The 16,325-nt window shown below is 70.2% G+C and carries 18 protein-coding genes; 9 read left to right on the top strand and 9 right to left on the bottom strand.

What is annotated here, in order from left to right:
- The first annotated feature begins 116 nt into the window (after positions 1 to 116).
- From ABZS97_RS19625 to ABZS97_RS19600, 6 genes are read left to right on the top strand one after another with little or no spacing between them, the layout of a single operon-like run.
- On the top strand, positions 117 to 332 hold the full coding sequence (locus ABZS97_RS19625; RefSeq protein ID WP_356139535.1) for a hypothetical protein: 216 nt from the start codon (positions 117 to 119) through the stop codon (positions 330 to 332).
- A 36-nt stretch (positions 333 to 368) separates the two neighbouring features.
- Positions 369 to 983, top strand: coding sequence for a DUF1266 domain-containing protein (locus ABZS97_RS19620; protein WP_356139508.1), 615 nt, complete (start codon positions 369 to 371; stop codon positions 981 to 983).
- A gap of 22 nt (positions 984 to 1,005) precedes the next feature.
- The gene (locus ABZS97_RS19615; RefSeq protein WP_356139506.1) at positions 1,006 to 1,161 is read left to right on the top strand and encodes a hypothetical protein; all 156 of its coding nucleotides are present in this window, start codon (positions 1,006 to 1,008) and stop codon (positions 1,159 to 1,161) included.
- The gene (recO, locus tag ABZS97_RS19610; RefSeq protein WP_356139505.1) at positions 1,158 to 1,904 is read left to right on the top strand and encodes a DNA repair protein RecO; all 747 of its coding nucleotides are present in this window, start codon (positions 1,158 to 1,160) and stop codon (positions 1,902 to 1,904) included. Before ABZS97_RS19615 ends, recO begins: the two co-directional genes overlap by 4 nt.
- Positions 1,905 to 1,939: 35 nt before the next feature.
- Positions 1,940 to 2,791, top strand: coding sequence for an isoprenyl transferase (locus tag ABZS97_RS19605; RefSeq protein WP_356139503.1), 852 nt, complete (start codon positions 1,940 to 1,942; stop codon positions 2,789 to 2,791).
- A gap of 4 nt (positions 2,792 to 2,795) precedes the next feature.
- Positions 2,796 to 3,344 carry a YcxB family protein gene (locus ABZS97_RS19600; protein ID WP_356139501.1) on the top strand — a complete coding sequence of 183 codons (549 nt, stop codon included), beginning with the start codon at positions 2,796 to 2,798 and terminating at the stop codon, positions 3,342 to 3,344.
- Here ABZS97_RS19600 and ABZS97_RS19595 read toward each other — a convergent pair.
- Positions 3,331 to 5,727 (bottom strand): M4 family metallopeptidase, encoded by a 2,397-nt coding sequence (locus ABZS97_RS19595; protein WP_356139499.1) that lies wholly within the window; start codon positions 5,725 to 5,727, stop codon positions 3,331 to 3,333. The genes ABZS97_RS19600 and ABZS97_RS19595 overlap by 14 nt on opposite strands.
- A 274-nt stretch (positions 5,728 to 6,001) precedes the next feature.
- On the opposite strand from ABZS97_RS19595, the gene ABZS97_RS19590 reads away from it, so the two are divergent.
- On the top strand, positions 6,002 to 6,562 hold the full coding sequence (locus ABZS97_RS19590; protein ID WP_356139497.1) for a YcxB family protein: 561 nt from the start codon (positions 6,002 to 6,004) through the stop codon (positions 6,560 to 6,562).
- A gap of 19 nt (positions 6,563 to 6,581) precedes the next feature.
- Here the strand turns inward: ABZS97_RS19590 and ABZS97_RS19585 are convergent, their stop codons facing one another.
- Genes ABZS97_RS19585 through ABZS97_RS19570 form a run of 4 tightly spaced genes read right to left on the bottom strand, consistent with a single transcriptional unit; the run spans position 6,582 to position 9,744 of the window.
- Complete coding sequence (locus ABZS97_RS19585; protein ID WP_356139495.1) at positions 6,582 to 6,998, bottom strand: transcriptional repressor; 417 nt, start codon at positions 6,996 to 6,998, stop codon at positions 6,582 to 6,584.
- 58 nt (positions 6,999 to 7,056) lie between these two features.
- Entirely contained in the window at positions 7,057 to 7,965 is a 909-nt protein-coding gene (locus tag ABZS97_RS19580; RefSeq protein WP_356139493.1) for a metal ABC transporter permease, read from the bottom strand.
- Complete coding sequence (locus ABZS97_RS19575; protein ID WP_356139491.1) at positions 7,965 to 8,762, bottom strand: metal ABC transporter ATP-binding protein; 798 nt, start codon at positions 8,760 to 8,762, stop codon at positions 7,965 to 7,967. The genes ABZS97_RS19580 and ABZS97_RS19575 overlap by 1 nt, the downstream gene beginning before the upstream one ends.
- 25 nt (positions 8,763 to 8,787) lie before the next feature.
- Complete coding sequence (locus ABZS97_RS19570; RefSeq protein WP_356139490.1) at positions 8,788 to 9,744, bottom strand: zinc ABC transporter substrate-binding protein; 957 nt, start codon at positions 9,742 to 9,744, stop codon at positions 8,788 to 8,790.
- A 131-nt stretch (positions 9,745 to 9,875) separates the two neighbouring features.
- Between ABZS97_RS19570 and ABZS97_RS19565 the strand changes: the two genes are divergently transcribed.
- Positions 9,876 to 11,258 carry a glycine--tRNA ligase gene (locus tag ABZS97_RS19565; protein ID WP_356139488.1) on the top strand — a complete coding sequence of 461 codons (1,383 nt, stop codon included), beginning with the start codon at positions 9,876 to 9,878 and terminating at the stop codon, positions 11,256 to 11,258.
- A gap of 130 nt (positions 11,259 to 11,388) precedes the next feature.
- On the opposite strand, the gene ABZS97_RS19560 is transcribed toward ABZS97_RS19565, so the two are convergent.
- The 3 genes from ABZS97_RS19560 to ABZS97_RS19550 all read right to left on the bottom strand — a co-directional run bounded on the left by ABZS97_RS19560 (position 11,389) and on the right by ABZS97_RS19550 (position 13,713).
- Positions 11,389 to 11,595: a hypothetical protein gene (locus ABZS97_RS19560; protein WP_054235491.1), complete on the bottom strand. Its 207-nt coding sequence runs from the start codon at positions 11,593 to 11,595 to the stop codon at positions 11,389 to 11,391.
- Between the two features lie 76 nt (positions 11,596 to 11,671).
- Positions 11,672 to 12,193: a MarR family winged helix-turn-helix transcriptional regulator gene (locus tag ABZS97_RS19555; protein WP_356139486.1), complete on the bottom strand. Its 522-nt coding sequence runs from the start codon at positions 12,191 to 12,193 to the stop codon at positions 11,672 to 11,674.
- A gap of 92 nt (positions 12,194 to 12,285) precedes the next feature.
- On the bottom strand, positions 12,286 to 13,713 hold the full coding sequence (locus ABZS97_RS19550; RefSeq protein WP_356139533.1) for an MFS transporter: 1,428 nt from the start codon (positions 13,711 to 13,713) through the stop codon (positions 12,286 to 12,288).
- 125 nt (positions 13,714 to 13,838) lie between these two features.
- On the opposite strand from ABZS97_RS19550, the gene ABZS97_RS19545 reads away from it, so the two are divergent.
- Positions 13,839 to 14,825, top strand: coding sequence for a helix-turn-helix transcriptional regulator (locus ABZS97_RS19545; RefSeq protein WP_356139484.1), 987 nt, complete (start codon positions 13,839 to 13,841; stop codon positions 14,823 to 14,825).
- On the opposite strand, the gene ABZS97_RS19540 is transcribed toward ABZS97_RS19545, so the two are convergent.
- Complete coding sequence (locus ABZS97_RS19540; protein WP_356139482.1) at positions 14,814 to 16,259, bottom strand: MFS transporter; 1,446 nt, start codon at positions 16,257 to 16,259, stop codon at positions 14,814 to 14,816. The two genes, ABZS97_RS19545 and ABZS97_RS19540, sit on opposite strands and share 12 nt — an antisense overlap.
- Between the last annotated feature and the right edge of the window lie 66 nt (positions 16,260 to 16,325).

Raw genomic sequence — 16,325 nt, 5'->3', positions numbered from 1 at the left:
AAGTTGCCGTCACTGCGGATCGACCCAGCGACTTTGGCGCGCGAGGCACCCTGTCCGCTGGTGGAATTGGGCGGATGTTCCCTCGACACGGCGGCGAAGCTCCTGGCGGCGCTGCGGTGAAGCCGCCGGTCAGTTCGTACGTGGTGGACACCCGTACCGGAAGAGTGGGAGTGGTCATGGGGCACGAGGGACCGTACGTCCAGCTGAGACCGTACGGCGGCGGCAGGGAGTGGGACTGCGCACCGGAGGACGTGCGCAGGGCGACCCTGGCGGAACGGCTCAGCGCGGCGACGGCGTACGCCAATGCGCGCAGCCGCGGTGAGGTCCCTTGACCGGGCCGTACCCGGGGTGACGTAGGGTGCGGCCGCATGGCGATATGGAACCGTCGCGGGCCGAAGGCCGTGCGCAAGTACCCCGTTCCCCTCACCATGCACCAGCTGTGGATGGTGTCGCTGAGCGCCCCGGTGAACCGGGACCGGGACGCCTCGCGGACGACCCTGTACCCGTTCACCCGCATCGACGACGAGCAGGCCCGCCGGTGGCTGGCCGACCAGTGGGAGATCACCTCGCGTGCCGAACTGGTCGACCGGCTCGACGACCTCGCGCGGAGCGGCTACCGCGCGGGGGCGCGGCGGCGGCTCGGCGTGGAGCCGCTCGCGTGGGATGCGGGCCTGTACGTGGACATCTCCCGCAGGGGCTTCGCGGCAGGGATGCTGAGCGAGGCCGACACATGGACGGCGCTGAAGAACATCGTGCCGTCGGTGGTGCGGTCGTACACCTCGTGGAAGGAGTACGCCGAGCACTACCTGCTGGGGCGGATGGTCTGGCGCGACAACCTCCAGGACAGGGGGGACCCGGACCCGCCCGCGCCGCAGGCGGTGTCCGACGCGCATCTGAGGTCGCTGCTGGATCCGGCGAACAGGTCCAGCCCCTGGAACATGGCCCCGTGGGAGACGATCGGCCGCCCCGACCACGCTCGCTGATTCCGTACGCGAGAATGGCCCCATGAGCCTGTTCCGCGACGACGGCATCGTGCTGCGCACCCAGAAGCTGGGTGAAGCGGACCGGATCATGCTGCGTTCTCCCGGGGGACACCCCGTCCGATTGCGGCTGTGCCGCGGGCCGTACCCCCAGCAGGACGCCCGCGGGGGTGCGCGATGAGTCTCTTCCGGGATGACGGCATCGTGCTGCGCACCCAGAAGCTGGGTGAAGCGGACCGGATCATCACCCTGCTCACCCGCGGTCACGGCCGCGTACGCGCCGTAGCGCGCGGTGTGCGGCGGACCAAGTCGAAGTTCGGGGCGCGGCTCGAACCGTTCTCCCACGTCGACGTGCAGTTCTTCGCGCGGGGCAGCGAGCTGGTCGGGCGCGGGCTGCCGCTGTGCACGCAGAGCGAGACGATCGCTCCGTACGGCGGCGGGATCGTCACCGACTACGCGCGGTACACGGCCGGTACGGCGATGCTGGAGACGGCGGAGCGGTTCACCGACCACGAGGGCGAGCCCGCGGTGCAGCAGTACCTGCTGCTCGTCGGCGGGCTGCGCACCCTCGCGCGCGGCGAGCACGAACCGCACCTCGTCCTGGACGCCTTCCTGCTGCGCTCCCTCGCCGTGAACGGCTACGCGCCCAGCTTCAGCGCCTGCGCGAAGTGCGGTATGCCGGGACCGAATCGGTTCTTCTCGGTCGCCGCGGGAGGTTCCGTCTGCGCCGACTGCCGGGTGCCCGGCAGCGTCGTACCCTCGGCAGGGGCCCTCGAACTCCTCGGCGCACTGCTGACGGGAGACTGGGAGACCGCGGACGCGTGCGAGCCGCGGCATGTCCGGGAGGGCAGCGGGCTGGTGTCGGCGTACCTGCACTGGCACCTTGAGCGCGGTCTGCGCTCCCTGCGTTTCGTAGAGAAGTAAGCACCACACACAAGCAAGAGGGAGACGAGAAGCACATGGTCGTACGCGGGTTCCTGGGGCGCCGGCGCAGCGAGTACCAAACGCCGGAGCCGCACCCGTCGGGCGCCCGCGCGCCGAAGCTCCCGGGTGAGCTGATCCCCAACCATGTGGCGATCGTCATGGACGGCAACGGACGCTGGGCCAAGGAGCGCGGGCTGCCGCGCACCGAGGGGCACAAGGTCGGCGCCGAGCGCGTGCTCGACGTACTGCAGGGCGCGATCGAGATGGGCGTCGGCGCGATCTCGCTGTACGCCTTCTCCACCGAGAACTGGAAGCGCTCGCCGGACGAGGTGCGCTTCCTGATGAACTTCAACCGGGACTTCATCCGCAAGACCCGCGACCAGCTCGACGCCCTCGGCATCCGGGTGCGCTGGGTGGGCCGGATGCCCAAGCTGTGGAAGTCGGTCGCCAAGGAGCTCCAGATCGCCCAGGAGCAGACCAAGGACAACGACAGGCTCACGCTCTACTTCTGCATGAACTACGGCGGCCGTGCCGAGATCGCGGACGCGGCCCTCGCCCTCGCGGAGGACGTGAAGGCCGGACGGCTCGACCCGTCGAAGGTCACTGAGAAGACGTTCGCGAAGTACCTCTACTACCCGGACATGCCGGACGTGGACCTCTTCCTGCGGCCGAGCGGTGAGCAGCGCACCTCCAACTACCTTCTCTGGCAGAGCGCTTACGCCGAGATGGTCTTCCAGGACGTGCTGTGGCCCGACTTCGACCGCCGCGACCTGTGGCGCGCCTGCGTCGAGTTCGCGCAGCGCGACCGCCGCTTCGGCGGCGCCGTCCCCAACGAGAAGCTCGTGGAGATGGAAGAGGCCATGAAGGGCCGGCCCGAGGAGGGCTGAACCGATGGCCGACGGGGACGGGGACGGGGACGGGGACCGGCAGAGAGTCGAGCTGGTGTACGTCGCGACGGCGGGGGAGTTCCGTGAGGCGTTCCGCGCCCACGCGAAGGCCTCGGCCGCCGGTCGCCTCGCCCGCCGGCTGCTCCTCGGCTCCGCCGGGCTCGGGATCCTCGTCGGCGCGGTGCCCCTGTTCCTCGGCGGCACCGTACGGCCGATGGCCCTCGCCATGCCGGGCGCGGCCCTGCTCGGCATGGTGGTGCTGCCGTGGCTGCAGGCCCACCACTTCCATCGGCGGGCGGCGGCGCGGGGCGAGCACCGCACGCTCGTGGACGGGTGGGGCGTGCGGGTCACCACCGACCGGGGCGCCGGCACCATGACCCGCTGGGCCGAGGTGAAGCGCTGCGCCGAGACGCGCCGCACCTTCGTCCTCCTCGACCCGGCCTCGCCCGTGCCGGTCCTGCTGCCGAAACGCGGCGCCGACGCGGACGTGGCCAGGCTGCGGTCGGTTCTCGACCGCAACCTGGCCCGACGCGACAGCGTCAGCTGGTGGTGACCGCCGTGTCGTCGACCACGAAGCTCGTCTGCAGCGAGGAGTCCTCGACGCCGCTGAACTTCAGGGTGACCGTGGAACCGGCGAACGCCGAGAGACTGAACGACTTCTGGACGTACCCGGTCGCCTTGTTGAGGTTCGAGTAGGTCGCCAGAGTCGTCGAACCGGCGGTGACCGTCAGCTTGTCGTACTGCGTGCTGGTGGTCGTCTCCGCCGAGTCGATGTGCAGGTAGAACGTGAACGTGGTGCCGGTGCAGGCGCTCGGGATCGTCACCGACTGGGACAGCGTGTCGGTGTGCGTGGAGCCGTACCCGTCGAGCCACGCCTTGTAGGAGCCGCCGTGGGCCGCCTCGCTGCTGGAGTTGTCGATCACTCCGCTGGTGGCCGTCCAGGTGGTGTTGCCGGACTCGAAGCCCTGGTTGCCCAGCAGCTGCGCCGAGGTGCAGGAACCGCCACCGGTGGAGCTGACGGTCCAGGTGAAGGACGCCGTACCGGTCGCGCCGGTGCTGTCGGTCACCGTGACGGTGGTGCTGTAGCTGCCGGCCGTCGTCGGGGTGCCGGTGATGGCGCCCGTGGAGCTGTTGATCGACAGGCCCGTCGGCAGGCCGGTCGCCGCGTACGACAGGGAGCCGCTGTTGGTCGAGCTCGCCGAGACCTGCAGGCTCACCGCGGTGCCGACGGTCGACGACTGGCTGCCCGGGTTGGTGACCGTCACACCGCTGGTCGGCGGGGTGACATGGCTGCCCACGTTGATGCCGGCGAAGGCGTTCGCCACCCCCGCGTACTGGGTGGAGCCGGAGCCGTACAGCGCCGTCGCGGCGTTCAGTGCGGCGGTGCGCGCCCCGGCGTAGTTGGTGCTGGACGTCATGTACGTCGTCAGCGCCTTGTACCAGATCTGCAGGGCCGCGGCCCGGCCGATGCCCGCGACGGCCACGCCGTCGGAGGTCGGGCTGTTGTAGGTCACGCCGTTGATGACCTTGCTGCCGCTGCCCTCGGAGAGCAGGTAGAACATGTGGTTCGCCGGGCCCGAGGAGTAGTGCACGTCCAGGTTGCCGACCCCGGAGTACCAACTGTCCGCGGAGCCGCCGTCCTTGCTCGGCTTGTCCATGTAACGCAGCGGCGAACCGTCGCCGTTGATGTCGATCTTCTCCCCGATGAGGTAGTCGCCCACATCGGAGGAGTTGTTGGCGTAGAACTCCACGCCGGTGCCGAAGATGTCGGAGGTCGCCTCGTTGAGACCGCCGGACTCACCGCTGTAGTCCAGGCCCGCGGTGTTGGAGGTGACACCGTGGCTCATCTCGTGACCCGCGACGTCGATCGAGGTGAGCGCGTGCGTGCTGCCCGAACCGTCGCCGTAGGTCATGCAGAAGCAGTCGTCGTCCCAGAAGGCGTTGACGTACGCCGAGCTGTAGTGGACGCGCGAGTACGCCGCGACCCCGTCGTTCTTGATGCCGCTGCGCCCGAAGGTGTTCTTGTAGAAGTCCCAGGTCTCCTGGGCCCCGTAGGCCGCGTCCGCGCCCGCGGTCTGGGTGTTGGACCCGGACCCGGTGCCCCACACGTCGTCGGAGTCCGTCATCAGGGTGCCGGTGCCCGACGTGCCGTTGTTGAGGCTGTACGTCTTGTGGCCGCCGCGCGTGGTGTCGTACAGCTGGTACGTCGACCCGGACAGGGTCGTGCTCAGCGACACCGTGCCGCTGTACTGGGTGTTGCCGGTGCCGGTCTCCACGCCCTGGTAGCGGTGGAGTTCCTTGCCGGTGGTCGCGTCGGTGATGACGTGCAGCTTGCTGGGCGTGCCGTCGTCCTGGAAGCCGCCGATCACGGACTCCCAGGCGAGCTTCGGGGTGCCGCTGCCGGCCCAGATCACCTTGCGGGCGCTGTCGGCGGTGGGCTTGTCCGCCTTGAGGTCCTTGGCGGCCTTGAGCGCCTTGCTCTGCGCGGCGGATCTGGTGACGGCCGCGGTGGTCGTGGCGACCTTGACGGTGCGCTTGCTGTTGAACGTGGTGCTCACCGTGCCGGAGGCCAGGGAGGCCGGCGGGGTGTGCACGATCACGTCACCGCCGAGCACCGGCAGACCGGCGTAGGTGCGCTCGTAACGGGTGTGGACGGTGCCGTCGTTGTCCTTGACGACGTCCTTGACGACCAGCCTCTCCTTGGTGCCCAGACCGATCGACCGCGCGGTCGCCGTGGTCTTCTTCGACGCGCTCTTCAGCAGCGTCGCGTGCTGGGCGGGGGTGAGCTTCGCCTCCAGGCCCCCGGTGCGCAGGGGGCTGGGGTGGGGGGCGGCGGGCTTGGCGGTCGCCGGGACCGTCTGGATACCGACGGTCAGAAGGGAGGCGGCGGCCACCAGGGCTCCGGCCGCGGCCGCTCTACGGGGGGTTCGTCTCACTCGTACTCCTACTGCGACGGCCGCGCCTCGGCGACCGGTGACAGCCCGGGCAGACGGAGGTGTGCTGCCCGGGACGAGCTGAGCAGTGCGGTGCGGGGCGGTGCCGTGCAGTACCCAGGCTGGGTCCGGGTGTGTGCGGGACCTGTGTGAGAACTGGAGGGAGGGTCGCACGATTGACCAGCGCATGTCAGCGGTAGCGGGATGAGTCGAGGGTTATCCCTCTACCGCACCCCTCGCCGAGGGCGCTCGACGAAGGGCATTACGATCCCGGCTCATGGACATGGGTGGGGAAGCCGCACAGGGCGCGCAGCAGAATGTGCGGCCGGACGTGCAGGAATCGGTCGAACTGGCGTACCTGCCGAGCGTCGCGGACTTCACGTCGGCGCTGCGAGCGCGCAGGCGGATCAGCCGGGCGGGCCGTACAAGGTTCTGGGTGATCGGCTTCGCGGCCGTCTTCGTTCTCGCGGAGGCCGGGGTCGCGCTGGCCGGGAACAGAGTGGAGATGTTCCCGCTGATCTGGATCGTCGGCACGGTGGCGCTGCTCTCCCTGACGCCCTGGCTCCAGGCGCGGCAGGTCTTCCGCCTCGCCGAGCGGCAGGGCACCTTCCGGGTGACCGTAACGGACGCCGGGGTCGCCGTGGCCACCGACAACACCACGGCCACCGTCAACTGGGTCGCACAGCCCCGCTACCGCGAGACCGCGGACGTCTTCGCCCTGTTCAGCGCCGACAGGAACGCCGTCGGCTTCACCGTGCTGCCCAAGCGTGCCGTGCAGCACCCCGCCGACGTGGACCGGCTGCGGGCCCTCCTCGACCGCAACCTGACCCGCGTCTGAAATCCGAGGGGCGGTGGCGTCAGCCCTTCGCCGCCGCGCAGTCGGCGCATGTGCCGAAGATCTCCACGGTGTGCGCCACGTTCACATAGCCGTGCTCCGCCGCGATCGCCTCGGCCCACTTCTCCACGGCCGGACCCTCCACCTCGACCGCCTTGCCGCAGACCCGGCAGACGAGATGGTGGTGGTGCTCACCGGAGGAACAGCGCCGGTAGACGGACTCGCCCTCGGAGGTACGCAGGACGTCGACCTCGCCGGCGTCGGCGAGGGACTGGAGCGTGCGGTAGACGGTGGTCAGCCCGACCGAGTCGCCCTTGTGCTTGAGCATGTCGTGGAGCTCCTGCGCACTGCGGAACTCGTCCACCTCGTCGAGCGCCGCCGCCACGGCGGCACGCTGCCGGGTGGAACGGCCGCGTACGGGCGATCCAGCGGTTGTCACCGTTGCCTCCTCACGTCTGCCCTTGCCCGGCCATTGTGCCAGGCCGGACTGTGCGCGGTCAGACGCCGACCTTTCCCGTCGGAGCGCGGGTGGCCGGAATCGCACACTCCGCCGGGTCCGCGCCGGCCGCCGCCTGCTCGGCCGCCAGGGCCCGCGCCTTGCGCCGGGCCAGCGGGGCCGCGAGCGCGTTGAGCAGCAGGAAGACACCGATCGCCATCAGCACGATCGTCGCCCCGGGCGGAACGTCCTTGTAGTACGACGTCGTGGTGCCGCCCAGCGTCACCGCGACGCCGATGGCCACGGCGATCGCGAACGTCGCCGCGAAGCTGCGGCTGAGCTGCTGCGCGGCGGCCACCGGCACCACCATCAGCGCGGAGACCAGCAGCAGCCCGACCACCCGCATCGCCACCGACACGGTGACCGCCGCGGTGACGGCCGTGAGCAGGTTCAGGGCGCGCACCGGCAGCCCGGTCACCCGCGCGAACTCCTCGTCCTGGCTGACCGCGAACAGCTGGCGGCGCAGCCCGACGGTGACCAGCACCACGAAGGCCGCGAGCAGGGAGATCGCCGTCACGTCCTGCTCCGAGACCGTGGACAGCGAGCCGAAGAGGTACGAGTTCAGGTTGGACGTGGAGCCGCCCGGCGCCAGGTTGATCAGCATCACGCCGCCCGCCATGCCGCCGTAGAAGAGCAGCGCGAGCGCGATGTCGCCGCGCGTCCTGCTGTACCAGCGGATCAGCTCCATCAGGACCGAGCCGACGACCGAGACGGCCGTCGCCATCCACACCGGCGAACTGGACAGCAGGAAGCCGAGGCCGACACCCGTCATCGCCACGTGACCGATGCCGTCGCCCATCAGGGCCTGGCGGCGCTGGACGAGGAAGATGCCGATCGCGGGGGCGGTGATGCCGACGAGGACGGCGGCCAGCAGCGCCCGCTGCATGAAGGCGTAGTCGAGGATGTCCATCAGCTCAGCAGTCCCGTCCGGATCGGTTCGGAGTCCGACGCCGCGTGCGGGTGGACGTGGTCGTGGCCGGGCAGGGCGTGCTGGCCGACGGCCTTGGGCGGCGGGCCGTCGTGCAGCACACAGCCGTCGCGCAGGACGACCGCACGGTCGATCAGCGGCTCCAGGGGGCCCAGCTCGTGCAGGACGAGCAGCACGGTGGTGCCCCGGGCGACCTGCTCGCGCAGGGTCCGCGCGAGGATCTCCTGGCTGGCCAGGTCGACGCCGGCCATCGGCTCGTCCATGATCAGCAGCTCGGGCTCGGAGGCGAGGGCGCGGGCGATCAGCACCCGCTGGTGCTGGCCGCCGGAGAGGGCCTCCACGGGGTCCTTGGCCCGGTCCGCCATCCCGACCAGCTCCAGGGCGTTGCGTACGGCCTCACGGTCGGCCCTGCGCAGCACGCCGAAGCGGCTGCGGGAGAGCCGGCCGGAGGACACGACCTCGCTCACTGTGGCGGGCACGCCGCCCGCGGCCGTGGTGCGCTGCGGCACGTATCCCACGCGCCGCCACTCACGAAAACGCCGCCGCGGGGTGCCGAACAGCTCGATCTCGCCGCTGCTGACCGGGACTTGACCGATCACGCTGCGTACGGCGGTCGACTTCCCGGAGCCGTTGGCGCCGAGCAGCGCGACGACCTCACCGCGGTGAACGGTGAGGTCGATCCCGCGCAGGACGGGGCGCGAGCCGAGTTCCGCGGTCACTCCGCGCAGGGAAATGACGGGCTCGTCCCCGAGGGACTCGCTCATGACGGACTCGCTCATGCCGCCGTCCTCCATCGTTCGTAGGTCACTTCGCGCCGAGGGCCGTCCGCAGCGCCTTCAGGTTCGACTCCATGACCTGGATGTAGTCGTTGCCCCTGGACTTGCCGGTGATGCCCTCGATCGGGTCGAGGACGTCCGTCTTGAGGTTCGCGTCCTGGGCGACGGTCTTGGCGGTCTTGTCGCTCACGAGCGTCTCGTAGAACACCGTCGTGACGCCGTCGGCCTTCGCCATCTTCTCAAGCGCCTTCACACGGTTCACGCTGGGCTCCGACTCCGGGTCCAGGCCGGTGATGGCCTCCTCGGTGAGGCCGTAGCGCTCGGCGAGGTAGCCGAAGGCGGCGTGCGTGGTGATGAAGACCTTCGTCTCGGTGTTCTTCAGCCCGGTCTCGTACTGGGTGTTGAGGCCGTCGAGCTTCCTGACCAACGCCGCGGTGTTCTTCTTGTATTCCGCCGCATGGTCCGGGTCGGCCTTCTCCAGGGCCTTGCCGACCCCGCTCGCGACCTCGGCGTACTTCACGGGGTCGAGCCAGATGTGCGGGTCGGTGCCGCCGGACTCCTCGCCCGCGTGATCGTCGTGCTCGGCCGCGTGCCCGCCGACCTCGTTGCCGTGCTTCTCCAGGCTGGTCAGCGACGCGGCGTCGACCTTGGTCCTGACCTCGGACTGCGCCACGGCGTCGTCGACGGCCGGCTGCAGGCCCTTCAGGTAGAGCACGGCGTCCGCCTCCTGGAGCTGCGCGGTCTGCTTCGCGCTGATCTCCAGGTCGTGCGGCTCCTGGCCGGGCTGGGTGAGGCTGGTGACGCTCACCAGGTTCCCGCCGATCTGCTCGGCGAGGTACTGCATCGGATAGAACGACGCCACGACGTCGAGCTTCCCGCCGTTGTCGGCCGCGGAGGAGTCGGAGCAGGCGGAGAGGGTTCCGAGCCCGAGGGCGGTGGCCGCCAGGACCGCGGACCCGGATATGAGGCGTCGTCGTACGTTCATGACAGTCATTTTCAACAAAACTGGAAACGATTGTCAACAACGATCTAGAGGCGAACCGATTTGATACAGGGGTGGGCCCCGCCGGTAACCTGAGTCATTCGCTGCCGTCCGTTCGTAATGAAGAGAGCACCGTGGCCGCCGACAAGATCGAGACCATCGTCAGCCTGAGCAAGCGCCGTGGCTTCGTTTTCCCCTGTAGTGAGATCTACGGAGGACAGCGTGCCGCCTGGGACTACGGCCCGCTCGGCGTCGAACTCAAGGAGAACATCAAGCGCCAGTGGTGGCGTTACATGGTCACCTCCCGTGAGGACGTCGTCGGTCTCGACTCGTCGGTGATCCTGGCCACCGATGTCTGGGTCGCCTCCGGCCACGTCGCCACGTTCTCCGACCCGCTCACCGAGTGCACCTCCTGCCACAAGCGCTACCGCGCCGACCACCTGGAGGAGGCCTACGAGGCGAAGCACAACCGCGCCCCGGAGAACGGCCTCGCGGACATCAACTGCCCCAACTGCGGCAACAAGGGCCAGTTCACCGAGCCCAAGCAGTTCTCCGGCCTGCTCTCCACGCACCTCGGCCCCACGCAGGACAGCGGCTCCGTCGCCTACCTGCGCCCCGAGACCGCGCAGGGCATCTTCACCAACTTCGCCCAGGTGCAGGTCGCTTCGCGCAAGAAGCCGCCGTTCGGCATCGCGCAGATGGGCAAGTCCTTCCGCAACGAGATCACGCCCGGCAACTTCATCTTCCGCACCCGCGAGTTCGAGCAGATGGAGATGGAGTTCTTCGTCAAGCCGGGCGAGGACGAGAAGTGGCAGGAGTACTGGATGGAGCAGCGCTGGAACTGGTACCGCGGCCTGGGTCTCCGTGAGGAGAACATGCGCTGGTACGAGCACCCGGCGGAGAAGCTCTCCCACTACTCCAAGCGCACCGCCGACATCGAGTACCGCTTCCAGTTCGGCGGCAACGAGTGGGGCGAGCTGGAGGGTGTCGCCAACCGCACGGACTACGACCTCTCCGCGCACTCCAAGGCCTCCGGCCAGGACCTCTCCTACTTCGACCAGGAAGCCGGCGAGCGCTGGACTCCGTACGTCATCGAGCCCGCCGCCGGTGTCGGCCGCGCGATGCTCGCGTTCCTGCTGGACGCGTACGTCGAGGACGAGGCGCCCAACGCCAAGGGCAAGCTGGAGAAGCGCACGGTGCTGCGCCTCGACCCGCGCCTGTCCCCGGTGAAGGTCGCGGTCCTGCCGCTCTCGCGCAACCCCGAGCTCTCCCCGAAGGCCAAGGGCCTCGCCGCGGCCCTGCGCCAGCACTGGAACATCGAGTTCGACGACGCGGGCGCCATCGGCCGCCGCTACCGCCGCCAGGACGAGATCGGTACGCCGTTCTGTGTCACGGTCGACTTCGACACGCTCGACGACAACGCGGTGACGGTCCGCGAGCGCGACTCGATGAAGCAGGAGCGCGTGTCCCTCGACCAGATCGAGGGCTACCTCGCCAGCCGCCTGATCGGCTGCTGACACCTCCGCGTTCGTCCCGAAGCCCCCGGTTCCGCACGGAACCGGGGGCTTCGGGCATTCCGTCCGGTGTTTCTTCCGGCGCCCCAACAGCCTTGCGGTGCCTCGACGTTGGCGCCGGATGTCCGGCGCCCTACCCCTCCGTGGGGTCCACCGTCGCCTGGTGCGCCTCCGCGAGGTGCTCCTCCGCCTTCAGCCACGGCAGGAACTGCGCGCCCTTGCGCCAGCCGCAGGTGTCGCATCTGATCGTCCGCTGCACGCCCGCACGTTGCACATGGACGACGTGCTCACGGCCGTGCTGGTCCCACCGGCTCACCTTGCTCGTGTTGATCTGCAGCATGACGCCTCCGGCCTCCGGGTGGCGGCGCGCGGTACCGCGCCACTTGCGCAGCAAGGAGTGTGCAGCATGGGCAAGATCAACGGGAAGGGTTTCCGCGTCCCGCGTCGTCCACCGTCACCACGCGGCGCAGCAGCGCGGTGAGGGTCTCCCGCTCGGCCCCCGACAGCGCGCCCAGGCAGTCGGCCTGCGAGCGGTCGGCCACCGTCTTCAGCTCGGCCAGCCGCACTTCACCGCCCGCGGTGAGCGCGACCCGCTGCCGCCGCCGGTCCGCGGGGTCCCGTACCCGCCGTACGAGATCCTGCCGCTCGACCTCGTCGAGATAGCCGACGAGATGGCTGCGGTTGAGGTCGAGGCGGTCGGCCAGTTCGTGCTGGGCGAGCGGGCCGAAGTCCCCGAGGCCCGCGAGGACCGCGAAGTGCGGCAGACGGAGGTCGTGTTCCTTGAGCGCCTCGACCAGCGCGCGATGGCCGATCCGGGCGACGTGGCCCGCCAGATAGGAGGGAAGGGCGAGGAGCGTCGGCGGGCGCAGGGCCCTGTCCGGCTCACTGTCACCCTCCTCGGCTTCCCGGGAGGGAACGTCGTCGCGTGTCACTGCCATGCCGTCACCCTAGTGAACTCCCGGACCCAGGACCTGTCCGGCCGATGTGCGTGCCACACCCCGCGTCTGCGGCATGATCGGCCGGACAGGTCCTAGCTGACCGTTCGAGGCAGACGCAGGCTGAGGGCCGTGGTCAGGGCCACGGCTGCCAGCTGGACGAGGAGGGTCGTCACGAGGGCGTCCCGCATACCCATGCCCGGTACCAGGCCGAGGAAGAGGGTGCCCAGGGTCGCCACACCGAGGGCCAGGGCCGACTGCTGGGTGGTGATCATCACGCCGCTGCCGACACCGGCCCGTGCGGGCGGGACCTCGGAGAGGATGATCCGGAAGATGACGGGGAGTTGGAGGGCCTGACCGGCGCCCGCCACCGCGGCGCCCGGCAGCAGCTCCAGCACTCCCAGGTCCGGCCACGACCGCCACGCGGCGAGTGCCAGCAGGGCCACGCCGATCGCCTGGATCAGACCGCCGACGGTCACCACGCGGGTGCCGTACCGGGCGACGAGCCGCGGACCGCAGAGCGAGACGACGAAGAAGACGACTGCCATCGGCGCGAGTGCGAGACCCGCCGGTACCGGGCCGAGGCCCGCACCGCGCTGGAGCGCCACCGCGATCACGAACATGAAGCCGCTGAAGCCGATCGAGAACGGCACGATCAGGATCAGACCCCGGCGCAGCGACACCGTGGCGAACAGGCTCGGGGGCACCAGCGGCGTACGGCCGCTGCGGTCCTTTCGGCGCTCCACGAAGTAGAACGCCGCCGCCGCGAACGGGAACGCCGCCAGCGCCACCCAGGTCCACAGCGGCCAGCCCGCCGCCCTGCCCTCGGTGAGCGGGGCCAGCAGCGTCAGCAGCGCCACGGCGAGCAGCACCGTGCCGGCGCCGTCGATCGGCTCCGGGCGCTGCGAGCGCGTCTCGGGCACGGCGCGGGCGGCCAGGGACAGGCCGACGACCACGACGGGCACGTTCACGAGGAACACCGAGCGCCATCCCGTGCCCGCGATGTCGGCGGCCACCAGTACGCCGCCCAGGATCTGGCCCGCCACCATGGAGAGCCCGGCTGTGGCGCCGTACAGGCCCATGGCCTTGGCGCGGCGCGGACCGGTGGTCGTCGACTGGATGGTGGCGAGCACCTGCGGCAGCATCGCCGCGGCCGCCGCGCCCTGCGCCACACGCGCCGCGACCAGGGTCCAGGCGCTCGGCGCGAGGCCGCAGGCGAGCGAGGTGACGCCGAAGGCGGCCATGCCGCCGAGGAAGAGCCGACGGCGCCCGAAGAGGTCGCCGAGGCGCCCGCCCAGGACGAGGAGGACGGCGTACGAGACTCCGTACCCGGCGACGACGAGTTCGAGGACGGCCTCGCTCGCGTGCAGGTCCCGGCCGATCGTCGGCAGGGCGACGTTCACGATGAAGAAGTCGATGAGCGGAAGTGCCGCACCGAGCAGCACGGTGAAGAGTCCGAGGCCGCCGAGGACGGGTGGGGCGGCGGCCGGGCGGACTGGTGTAGGTGTGGGTGTGGGTGTGATGGGTCCGGTTCGGGTTTCGGTCACGTAGGACAGCGTCGCTCGGTGCTCAGGCTGGTACCAGAGTCTCTTTATCCTGGTAGAACCGGTACCTGGAAACAGGGTGAGGGGTCAGGCAGGCTGGGGGGATGACGACCGTGGCAGACAGGGCACAGGTGGCAGCACATACGGCACAGGCGTCGGTGCGTTCGGACGCCCCCGCGGGTTCGGCGCCCTCGGGGCCCTCGGCGTCCGTGGCGTCCGAGATCCGGCGGCACGAGCTCGCCGCGTTTCTGCGCAGCCGCCGCGAACGCATCACCCCCGAGCAGGTCGGCCTGCCCCGCGGCCGCCGCCGGCGCACCCCGGGCCTGCGCCGCGAGGAGGTCGCACAGCTCTCCGCGGTCGGCGTGACCTGGTACACCTGGCTGGAACAGGCGCGGGACATCCAGGTCTCCGTCCAGGTGCTCGACGCGCTGGCCCGCACGCTGCTGCTCGACGTCAACGAACGCGCCCACCTCTTCAACCTCGCCGCGTCCGTCGACCCCGCGCCCGGCGCGAGCTGCCCCTCGGTCACCGACGCGCAGCGCATCCTGCTGCAGCAGCTGGAGCCGATCCCCGCCTGCATTCAGAACAGCCGCTACGACATCCTCGCGTACAACAGCACCTACCGGCTGCTGCTCTGCGACCTCGACGCCGTGCCGGTGGCGGACCGCAACTGCATGCTCCTGTGCTACACCAACCAGGACTGGCAGGCGTCCCTCGTCCAGCGCGAGGAGACCATGCGGCTCATGGCCGCCAAGTTCCGCGGCGCGATGGCCGACCATCTCGCCGAGCCCGCCTGGAAGATCCTGCTCAAGCGGCTGAACACCGAGTCCCCGGAGTTCCGGGAGGCCTGGGAGCGGCACGAGGTCATCGGCGCCCGCACCAAACGCAAGCAGTTCCGCAACGCCCACGTCGGGCTGCTCACCCTCGACCACACCGACCTGTGGCTCGGACCGCACAGCGGGCCCCGCATGGTGACGTACGCGCCTGCCGACGAGGAGTCCCGGGCGCGGCTGGAGCGGCTTCGGCGGATCGCGCTGGAGGGGGAGCGGGAGGGTGCCGGCGCGGGGGTGGGGGGCGGGTCAGGCTCGTGAAGCGGCGGGTTGGCCGATTTCCCTCTCCTGGAGGCGCTCCGCCGTGTGCTCCGCCGTCCTTCGGGCCCACTTTCCGCTGGTCAGCGCACCCAGGACGAGCACCGCGAGGCCGCACGCCGTGATGATCCACCAGCCGGGGCGGGCCGCCGACACGAACACGTCCCGGTACGGGGACGAGCCCACCCCGGAAGCCAGTACCGCGCCGATCACGGCCACGCCGAGCGTGCCGCCGATCTGCCTGCTGGTCGACGCCACCGCCGCGGCCACGCCCGCCTGGGAGCGCGGCATCCCGGAGACGGCCGTGTTGGTGATGGGGGCGTTCACGAAGCCGAAGCCGACGCCGAAGAGGACGTATCCGAGGACGAGCGTGACGTTCGAGGTCTCCGCCTCGAAGCCAGCGAACAGCACTCCGCTCGCCGTGGTCGCCACTCCCGCGATCAGCAGCGAGAGGCGCGGACCGCGGCTGCCGACCAGTCGTCCCGACAGCGGCGCGCACACGAAGCACATCACCGCCATCGGCAGCATCCACAGGCCCGCGTGCAGCGCGTCCAGGCCCCGTACGTTCTGCAGATAGAGCGTCGAGAGGAAGAGGAAGCCGCTCAGCGCCGCGAACGCGCTGATCGCTATGACCGTTGCTCCGCTGAACGGTGCCGAGCGGAAGAAGCGCAGGTCGATGAGGGGTTCGGTGCGGCGGGGCTCGTAGCGGAGCAGGCCGGCCAGCGCGGCGAGGGCGACGGCGGCGAAGGCGAGCGTCCGCAGGGCGGGGGAGCTGGGTGCCTCGATGATCGCGTACGTCAGCGAGCCGAGCAGCGCGATCACCAGGAACTGGCCGAACGGGTCGGGGCGGCGGGCCTTGGGGGCGCGGGACTCGGGGACGTAGCGCAGGGTCAGGAGCAGAGCCGCGAGGCCCACCGGGAGGTTGATCCAGAAGATCGAGCGCCAGCCGACCGAGTCGACGAGCAGTCCGCCCACGATCGGGCCGGCCGCCATCGATATGCCGACCACGCCGCCCCACACGCCGATCGCCCGGGCCCGCTCGCGGGGGTCCGTGAACGTGTTCGTGATGATCGACATCGCCACCGGGTTCAGCATCGAGCCGCCGACCGCCTGCACCATGCGGAAGGCGACCAGCGACTCCAGGTTCGGGGCGAGGGAGCAGAGGACCGAGCCGACGGTGAACAGGACCAGGCCCGCCTTGAAGATCTTCTTACGGCCGATGCGGTCGGCCGTCGAGCCCGCCAGCATCAACAGGGAGGCGAGGACGAGGGTGTACGCGTCGATCGTCCACTGCAGGCCTGCCACGCTCGCGTGCAGGTCCTTCTGCATCGAGGGCAGGGCGACGTTGAGCACCGTGTTGTCGAGGCTCACGATCAGCAGGCTCATACAGCAGATCGCGAGCACGAGCATGCGGCGGCGGTGGCTGAGCTCGGGCATGCGCGTCATCGTACGCCCGTTTCGATAGTGCGTCTAACTAATGAGTGTTACATGATCATTGCCCGG

The sequence above is a fragment of the Streptomyces sp. NPDC005485 genome (assembly GCF_040606085.1).
Taxonomy (GTDB): domain Bacteria; phylum Actinomycetota; class Actinomycetes; order Streptomycetales; family Streptomycetaceae; genus Streptomyces.
This window is presented reverse-complemented; position numbering and strand designations above follow the sequence as displayed.

What these genes read in the sequence shown, in the direction of transcription:
- ABZS97_RS19555 (WP_356139486.1), bottom strand. Translation starts at nt 12,193, where the DNA reads ATGGCAGTGACACGCGACGACGTTCCCTCCCGGGAAGCCGAGGAGGGT.
- ABZS97_RS19620 (WP_356139508.1), top strand. Translation starts at nt 369, where the DNA reads ATGGCGATATGGAACCGTCGCGGGCCGAAGGCCGTGCGCAAGTACCCC.
- ABZS97_RS19605 (WP_356139503.1), top strand. Translation starts at nt 1,940, where the DNA reads ATGGTCGTACGCGGGTTCCTGGGGCGCCGGCGCAGCGAGTACCAAACG.
- ABZS97_RS19545 (WP_356139484.1), top strand. Translation starts at nt 13,839, where the DNA reads ATGACGACCGTGGCAGACAGGGCACAGGTGGCAGCACATACGGCACAG.
- ABZS97_RS19560 (WP_054235491.1), bottom strand. Translation starts at nt 11,595, where the DNA reads ATGCTGCAGATCAACACGAGCAAGGTGAGCCGGTGGGACCAGCACGGC.
- ABZS97_RS19615 (WP_356139506.1), top strand. Translation starts at nt 1,006, where the DNA reads ATGAGCCTGTTCCGCGACGACGGCATCGTGCTGCGCACCCAGAAGCTG.
- recO (WP_356139505.1), top strand. Translation starts at nt 1,158, where the DNA reads ATGAGTCTCTTCCGGGATGACGGCATCGTGCTGCGCACCCAGAAGCTG.
- ABZS97_RS19570 (WP_356139490.1), bottom strand. Translation starts at nt 9,744, where the DNA reads ATGAACGTACGACGACGCCTCATATCCGGGTCCGCGGTCCTGGCGGCC.
- ABZS97_RS19575 (WP_356139491.1), bottom strand. Translation starts at nt 8,762, where the DNA reads ATGAGCGAGTCCGTCATGAGCGAGTCCCTCGGGGACGAGCCCGTCATT.
- ABZS97_RS19600 (WP_356139501.1), top strand. Translation starts at nt 2,796, where the DNA reads ATGGCCGACGGGGACGGGGACGGGGACGGGGACCGGCAGAGAGTCGAG.
- ABZS97_RS19580 (WP_356139493.1), bottom strand. Translation starts at nt 7,965, where the DNA reads ATGGACATCCTCGACTACGCCTTCATGCAGCGGGCGCTGCTGGCCGCC.
- ABZS97_RS19590 (WP_356139497.1), top strand. Translation starts at nt 6,002, where the DNA reads ATGGACATGGGTGGGGAAGCCGCACAGGGCGCGCAGCAGAATGTGCGG.
- ABZS97_RS19540 (WP_356139482.1), bottom strand. Translation starts at nt 16,259, where the DNA reads ATGCCCGAGCTCAGCCACCGCCGCCGCATGCTCGTGCTCGCGATCTGC.